Consider the following 7,386-nt stretch of genomic DNA (forward strand, 5'->3'; position numbering starts at 1 on the left):
AATCGCCTGCATCTGCTGTGACGACTCTTTTTTGACTCCCCCCAGGCGCCATGCATCCATTTCTCCAGCATCTTTTCCCTGCCCGTGCCTCTGCGCCGCCGCTCGATTACCCTTTCTCACGCGGCGACGTGGCGATGCTGCAGCGGCTGACGGGCGAGGCGCCATCGCTCGATGGCCAGACCTGGAACGAGCTGCTGCTCGACCAGTATGCGGCGCAGCTGGCGCGCGAGACCAGCATCTTCGGCCAGCAGGAGCTGCATCGGCGCTTGAGCGGTGGTCAGGCCGATCCTGCCTCCATTGCGCGCGTCCGGCGATTGCTGGACGATCCGGCCCGGGCGATCAGCTTGCAGCGCGCCTGCCTGCCCTTGCGTCAGGCCGATACGGAAGTGAGCGAGACCCTGTTCGGTGCGGCGCTGGTATCGGCACCCTGGTGGAGTGCCTGGCTATGGCTGGTGCCGCTGGCCCTGTTGCTGGCCATCGCCGCCAGCTGGCTGGTGGGTTGGCCAGCGCTGTTTGGCGTGCTGGCTGCCTGTGTTGCGCTGATGACCGTGCAGGTGCGTTTTTACGAAAGTGCCAAGCTATGGGAACGTACGCTCGATACCTTGCGTCACCTGTTGAAAACCCGTGCCGCGCTGGCGCGGCTCGATGTGCCGGCAGCCTTGCCATTGGCTGCCGGCGGCGCGCAAACGGCCAAGCTGACGCGCGCCATCGAGCGCTCGCTGCTGCGTTACCTGCCCTTCGTCGATATGCTGCTGGTCGAGTATGGCGACTGGCTCCTGCTGAAAAACGTCAAGCGCTACTTCCGCACGCGCCAGCTGGTGGCGCAGCAGCTGCCCTTTCTGCGCGACAGCTTTATCCAGGTGGCCCAGCTGGAAGCGGACCTGGCGCTGGCGCGGCAGCTGCGTGCGGCGCCCGTGTTTTGCTGGGCCGGCACTGCGGCGCCGCGCGCGCTGGCCTTGCAGGGCATGCTGCATCCCTTGCTGGAGAACGCCGCGCCGTTGTCGTTCGGCGTGCAAGGCAAGGGGGGCTTCATCTCCGGCCAGAACGGTATCGGCAAGAGCACCTTGCTGCGTTGCATAGGCTTGAACCTGATCTGCGCGCGGGCCTTTGGCTTTTGTCATGCGGACAGCGCTGATGTGCCGCGCCTGGCCGTGTATGCGAGCATGCAGAATGAAGACTCTCTCGATGGCGGCGAAAGTTTATATATCGCCGAATTGCGGCGCGCGCGCGAATTGCTGGCGCTGGCCGAGGGCGGCGCACCGGCGCTGTTCCTGATCGACGAGATTTTCCGCGGCACGAACCACCTCGAATCGGTGGCGGTGGCCGCCGCCGTGCTGCATTCCCTGGCCGCGCGCCATTTGGTCATCGTCTCGTCGCACAACCTGGTGCTGGGGCCGCTGCTGGAAGACTGCCTGGCGCCATGGTGCGTGCGCCGCGATGACGCCGGCCTGCTGCTGCTGGCGCCCGGCGTGCTGCAGGCCACGAATGGCATCGCCCTGCTGGCGCAGCGCGGTTTTGACGCCGCTATTGCGGACAAAGCCGGGCGCGTCTTCGACTGGCTCAGCACGCACATGGCGCAACCGGCCGATTGCGGCGGCGTGCTCGAACGGGCTTGATGACCGCGCGCTATTTTTCTTGCTTTTCCGGCGTGCTCTTGTCGATCACTTCGCGGCAATCGCCACGAATGATGGCGTTGTCGTAATTGGTCCAGCCGTAGCTGTCGACATAGCGCTTGTGCTGCTTGAAGCGGGGGCTGGCGATGCTCCATTCGGGCTGTTCGCCGGCAAAACGGATGTCGCCCAAGTCGAGCAGGGTGTGGAACATGTTTTCCGTCGACAGGCGTGCCTTTTGATGGCGCTGCAGCTGCGTCACCTTGTCCGGATAGCGCTGCTGGAATTGCGGCGAGTACCAGACGAAGGCGGGCACGTGGAATTCGTACTGCGTGTTATGTCCATGGAAGGCCAGGCGGCAGGTGCCGTCGTACAGAGTCTGGCCATGGTCGGCCACGTAGACGAGCGAGCTGCGCAGGGCAGTGCGCTGGCCATCGTCCTTCAGCATGCCGATCACGTTCGACAGGAACCAGTCTGTGTACAGGATGGAACTGTCGTAGCTGTTGTTCAGCTGCGGCTTGATGGCCGTGTCCGTGTAGACGGGCTTGTCGACGCCGAACAGCGACGGCTGCCACTTGTCGAATTGCTTGGGGTAGCGCTGGCTGTAGTTCCAGTGGCTGCCCAGCGTGTGCAGCACGATGAGTTTTTTCGGTGCCGGGTCGGCCAGCGCGTTCTTGAACGGATCGAACAGGATCTGGTCGAAATTCGAATTGTTGGTAAAGCCGCCCAAGTTCAGGAATTGCACCACGTCCGCTTCCTTGGCAAACACGGACACGGGCGTGTCGAACTGGCCGAACGAGATCTGGTTCGACAGCCAATAGGTCTTGAAGCCCGCTTCCTTGTAGGCGGTGAGGAAGGATTTTTCCGAGAACCCATCCTTGAGGCTTTGCGTGGCCGGCTTGCGCGAGATGATGACGGGCACCGACAGGCGCGTAGCGGAAACGGCCGTGATGACATCGGCCAGCGGCACCAGGTTGCTTTCCTGTTTCAGCAGGGGATTGGTGTCGCGCTCGTAACCGTTCAGGCTCCAGCGGTCGTAGCGCGACGATTCGCCGATCACCATGACCACCACTTCCGGATGGGGATCGGGATGTTGCTGGTGCGCGCCGAAACGGAAGCTGCTGCTTTTCTGTCCCAGCTCGGCCAGGTATTTGCGCTCCTTGTAGAAATCGAAGCCGCGCGCGGCCAGGCCGAAGGGCCAGGAATTGCTGACGGTGTCGAAGGCGTAGGGCAGGCGCGCCCAGTGGGGCAGGCTGGGCCAGCCCAGGCCCGTTTCATCGGCGCCGGCGATGCTGGCGTTCTCCGGCTTGCTGCTCTCGTCGTCTTCCTCTGTCGCCTCGTCGTCGGCCGAGCTGGCATCGCCGAAGCCGAAGGCGCCCGCCTTGGCGCTGGCCGCCGGCGTGCTGGCTTTGGCCGGCGCGCCGGCGCGATGCAGGGCCTTGGCGTCGAAACCGAATTCGTAGCCATACCACCAGAAGCCACCCAGCAGGACCAGCAGCAGGAAGGCGGCCGGGCGCGTCTTGCCAGTCCAGTTCAGGTCGCGCGTGCGCGTGGCCGCCAACCAGCTGACAGCACACCAGGCGATCACGCCCAGCATGACAGCGCCCATCAGCCACACTTTTTGTCCCAGGAATTCCATCGCTTCCTTGGGGCTGGTTTCGAAGATGATGCCCAGGTGGTGCGTGGAAATGCCCTGGCCATAGAAGATGAACAGGTAGATTTCCGTCGGCAGGGCCAGGAAGGCGGGCACCAGCAGCCAGTGGAAATACGCGGGGCGCTGGAACACGCTCCAGACGGTCAGCCAGGCCAGCAGCTCGAAGGTGAGCATCTGCCAGGGATGTTCGAGTGCACGCCCCAGCAGCGTGGGAACGAAGGGCACGGCCGTCAGCAAGGCATACGTCAGGAGCAGGAACAGATTGGCGGGGCGAAGCAAAGTGCGCATAAAGGAGGGCAGCGAAAAATGTCCGCTATTATCAATCCTTTTCTTGTCTTGCGGTCATACAAGAATACGCGCGTCCGATACTTGGCCACAGGGAAAGAATGCCAAATCATCAATCGCTCCGGCACGCCGGCGCCCGCGCTCTGCGGCCAAAGATTATTCAAAATGCCACAAAAATGCCGTTTTTTTGCCTTTTTTTATAGCAAAAAGCGGTAAACTGATTGACCCCCTGTAACACAAGGTCTAGACTAGCGAGTTCTCGATTTTATTCTGCTCATCGTTTACGTATTGCTTGGCACTTTTTGGCCGCTCCTGATCGAGTGGCTGCGGGCGCCTCCGGTGCGCAGTAGATGAAAGCGGGACGAGGTTTTAGTCGCCGGGCATCTTGCCCGGGTTATTAATCGTAGTTTTTTGTTGGATTTATAACGATGCCAACCATCAATCAATTGATTCGCAATCCACGTGTCGCTTTGACCGTGAAGAGCAAATCGCCGGCGCTGGAAAACAGCCCGCAAAAACGTGGCGTCTGCACACGTGTTTACACCACGACTCCAAAGAAGCCTAACTCGGCTCTGCGTAAAGTCGCTAAAGTTCGCCTGACCAATGGTTTCGAAGTCATTTCGTACATTGGCGGTGAAGGCCATAACCTGCAAGAGCATAGTGTTGTGCTGTTGCGCGGCGGTCGCGTCAAGGATTTGCCGGGTGTGCGTTACCACATGGTTCGCGGTGCCCTGGATACCCAAGGCGTTAAAGACCGTAAGCAATCGCGTTCGAAGTACGGTACCAAGCGCGCTAAAGCAGGCAAGAAGTAATAAGTTGTACGCAGCAAACCCAAGTTTCGCTCAGTGGCAACTAGCTAAGTGAATGTAGTCGACCGCATCTGGTCGAGTAAGTGGAAGACTATGATGGTCGTCCGCGAGTGTGCGAAGAACGCGCGCTCAACTGAAGATTGAAAGGAATTGATATGCCACGTCGTCGTGAAGTACCCAAGCGCGAAATTTTGCCAGATCCAAAATTCGGCAACACTGATGTCGCTAAATTTGTAAACGTGCTGATGCTGTCCGGTAAGAAATCGGTTGCAGAAAACATCATCTACGGTGCTTTCGAGCACATCGCAGCAAAATCGGGCAAAGATCCGCTCGAAGTTTTTGCTACCGCAATCAACAACGCCAAGCCGCTGGTTGAGGTGAAATCCCGTCGCGTCGGTGGTGCAAACTACCAGGTGCCGGTCGAAGTTCGCCCAGTCCGTCGTATGGCGCTGTCCATGCGTTGGTTGCGTGAAGCTGCTAACAAGCGCAGCGAAAAATCGATGCCACAACGCCTCGGCGGTGAGCTGATGGAAGCGGCTGAAAGCCGCGGCGGCGCGATGAAAAAACGCGACGAAGTCCATCGTATGGCTGAAGCGAACAAAGCGTTCTCGCATTTCCGCTTCTAATATAAAGCCAGCTACCGCAAGGTGGCTGTCAAGCATCTGTTGTTCGAGGCCGGGCTCATTTTTGCAAAAAAATGCTGCTCGGTTTTGTCCATTCATTTAGGATTAATTATGGCCCGCAAGACCCCCATTGAGCGCTACCGCAATATCGGTATCTCCGCTCACATCGATGCAGGTAAGACGACCACCACCGAGCGCGTTCTGTTCTACACGGGCGTGAACCACAAGCTGGGCGAAGTCCATGATGGCGCTGCCACCACCGACTGGATGGCGCAAGAGCAAGAGCGCGGCATCACGATTACCTCGGCTGCTGTTACGTGCTTCTGGAAGGGCATGGCAAACAATTTCCCTCCACATCACATCAACATCATCGACACCCCAGGTCACGTCGACTTCACCATTGAAGTAGAACGTTCGATGCGCGTGTTGGATGGCGCCTGCATGGTTTACTGTGCAGTCGGCGGCGTGCAGCCACAATCGGAAACGGTTTGGCGTCAGGCTAACAAGTACAAAGTGCCACGTCTGGCCTTCGTGAACAAGATGGACCGTACCGGCGCCAACTTCTTCAAGGTCTACGATCAGATGCGTTCGCGCCTGAAGGCCAACCCAGTGCCTATCCAGATGCCTATCGGCGCTGAAGACCTCTTTACCGGTGTTATCGATCTGGTCAAGATGAAAGCGGTCATCTGGGATGACGCTTCGCAAGGCATGAAGTTTGAATACGGCGAAATTCCTGCCAACCTGGCTGCTGAAGCTGCCAAGTGGCGCGAAAACATGGTTGAGGCCGCTGCTGAAGCGTCCGAAGAACTGATGAACAAGTACCTGGAAGAAGGCGAACTGTCGGAAGCCGAGATCAAGGCTGCTCTGCGTCAGCGTACCATCGCCAGCGAAATCGTTCCAATGCTGTGCGGTACCGCCTTTAAAAACAAGGGCGTACAAGCAATGTTGGACGCGGTGATCGAGTATCTGCCATCGCCAATCGACATTCCACCTGTCCCAGGTCTGGACGAGGACGAGCAGCCAGTTGAGCGCGCAGCCGACGACAATGAGAAATTCTCGGCATTGGCGTTCAAGATCGCAACCGATCCGTTCGTGGGTCAGTTGTGCTTCATCCGCTGCTATTCGGGCACGTTGAATTCGGGCGATTCGGTCCTGAACTCCGTGAAGCAGAAGAGAGAGCGTATTGGCCGTATCGTGCAGATGCAAGCCAATGAGCGCGAAGAAATCAAGGAAATGCGCGCTGGCGACATCGCTGCCGTCGTGGGTCTGAAAGACACCACCACTGGCGATACGCTTTGCGACGAAAAGGCAAGCGTGGTTCTGGAGCGCATGGTCTTCCCTGAGCCGGTGATTTCGCAGGCAGTCGAGCCAAAAACCAAGGCCGACCAGGAAAAAATGGGCCTGGCGCTGAACCGTCTGGCAGCAGAAGATCCATCGTTCCGCGTGCGTACCGATGAAGAATCGGGCCAGACCATCATCGCCGGTATGGGCGAGTTGCATCTGGACATCATCGTTGACCGCATGAAGCGCGAATTCAACGTTGAAGCGACCGTCGGCAAGCCACAAGTGGCCTACCGCGAAACGATCCGTAAAGTGTGCGAAGAGTCGGAAGGCAAATTCGTCAAGCAATCGGGTGGTCGTGGTCAATACGGTCACGTGGTTCTGAAGATCGAACCGCAAGAACCGGGCAAGGGCTTCGAATTCGTTGACGCGATCAAGGGCGGTACCGTTCCTCGCGAATACATCCCTGCAGTTGAAAAAGGTGTGCGCGACACGCTGACTTCGGGTGTGATGGCTGGTTACCCAGTTGTTGACGTGAAAGTCACGCTGTTCTTCGGTTCGTACCATGATGTTGACTCGAACGAAAATGCATTCCGCATGGCCGCTTCGATGGCATTCAAAGATGGCTGCCGCAAAGCATCGCCAGTCATCCTGGAGCCGATGATGGCCGTGGAAGTGGAAACACCGGAAGACTACGCCGGTACCGTGATGGGCGATCTGTCGTCGCGTCGCGGTATGGTACAAGGTATGGATGAAATTGCTGGTGGTGGCGGCAAGATCATCAAGGCCGAAGTGCCTCTGTCGGAAATGTTCGGTTACGCCACATCGTTGCGTTCGTCGACCCAAGGTCGTGCGACTTACACGATGGAATTCAAGCACTATGCTGAAGCACCTAAGCATGTGACTGAAGCAATCGTAAGCTCGAAAGCTAAGTAATAGAAGTTCCGGGCCGGCTTTCACGAGAATGCCGGTCCCTACATTTAAATCATTGTTCTAAGGAAGAATAAAATGGCAAAAGGTAAATTCGAACGGACCAAGCCGCACGTCAACGTCGGCACCATCGGCCACGTCGACCACGGTAAAACCACGCTGACCGCTGCAATCGCAACGGTTCTGTCGAAGAA

Annotated in this window: 6 protein-coding genes; 5 read left to right on the plus strand and 1 reads right to left on the minus strand. The window is 58.4% G+C overall.

Features of this window, described 5'->3' with window-relative positions:
- The first annotated feature begins 50 nt into the window (after nucleotides 1-50).
- Nucleotides 51-1,616, plus strand: coding sequence for a MutS-related protein (locus ACP7DE_RS26885; RefSeq protein ID WP_426074966.1), 1,566 nt, complete (start codon nucleotides 51-53; stop codon nucleotides 1,614-1,616).
- Between the two features lie 10 nt (nucleotides 1,617-1,626).
- Here the strand turns inward: ACP7DE_RS26885 and ACP7DE_RS26890 are convergent, their stop codons facing one another.
- Nucleotides 1,627-3,552: a phosphoethanolamine transferase gene (locus ACP7DE_RS26890; protein ID WP_426074967.1), complete on the minus strand. Its 1,926-nt coding sequence runs from the start codon at nucleotides 3,550-3,552 to the stop codon at nucleotides 1,627-1,629.
- Nucleotides 3,553-3,977: 425 nt separating this feature from the next.
- Between ACP7DE_RS26890 and rpsL the strand changes: the two genes are divergently transcribed.
- From rpsL to ACP7DE_RS26910, 4 genes are all read left to right on the plus strand, one after another.
- On the plus strand, nucleotides 3,978-4,361 hold the full coding sequence (gene rpsL / locus ACP7DE_RS26895; RefSeq protein ID WP_010394376.1) for a 30S ribosomal protein S12: 384 nt from the start codon (nucleotides 3,978-3,980) through the stop codon (nucleotides 4,359-4,361).
- Nucleotides 4,362-4,513: 152 nt separating this feature from the next.
- Nucleotides 4,514-4,984 carry a 30S ribosomal protein S7 gene (gene rpsG / locus ACP7DE_RS26900; protein ID WP_010394377.1) on the plus strand — a complete coding sequence of 157 codons (471 nt, stop codon included), beginning with the start codon at nucleotides 4,514-4,516 and terminating at the stop codon, nucleotides 4,982-4,984.
- 108 nt (nucleotides 4,985-5,092) lie between these two features.
- Nucleotides 5,093-7,198, plus strand: a complete 2,106-nt coding sequence (fusA, locus tag ACP7DE_RS26905; protein ID WP_426074968.1) for an elongation factor G — start codon at nucleotides 5,093-5,095, stop codon at nucleotides 7,196-7,198.
- A 72-nt stretch (nucleotides 7,199-7,270) separates the two neighbouring features.
- On the plus strand, nucleotides 7,271-7,386 hold a 116-nt coding region (locus tag ACP7DE_RS26910), incomplete at its 3' end, for a GTP-binding protein (protein ID WP_204317187.1).

It is taken from the genome of Janthinobacterium sp. DSP2-3-3 (assembly GCF_049897325.1).
Lineage (GTDB): Bacteria > Pseudomonadota > Gammaproteobacteria > Burkholderiales > Burkholderiaceae_D > Janthinobacterium.

Coding starts and splice junctions, on each gene's coding strand:
- ACP7DE_RS26885 (WP_426074966.1), top strand. CDS start 51: ATGCATCCATTTCTCCAGCATCTTTTCCCTGCCCGTGCCTCTGCGCCG.
- ACP7DE_RS26890 (WP_426074967.1), bottom strand. CDS start 3,552: ATGCGCACTTTGCTTCGCCCCGCCAATCTGTTCCTGCTCCTGACGTAT.
- rpsL (WP_010394376.1), top strand. CDS start 3,978: ATGCCAACCATCAATCAATTGATTCGCAATCCACGTGTCGCTTTGACC.
- rpsG (WP_010394377.1), top strand. CDS start 4,514: ATGCCACGTCGTCGTGAAGTACCCAAGCGCGAAATTTTGCCAGATCCA.
- fusA (WP_426074968.1), top strand. CDS start 5,093: ATGGCCCGCAAGACCCCCATTGAGCGCTACCGCAATATCGGTATCTCC.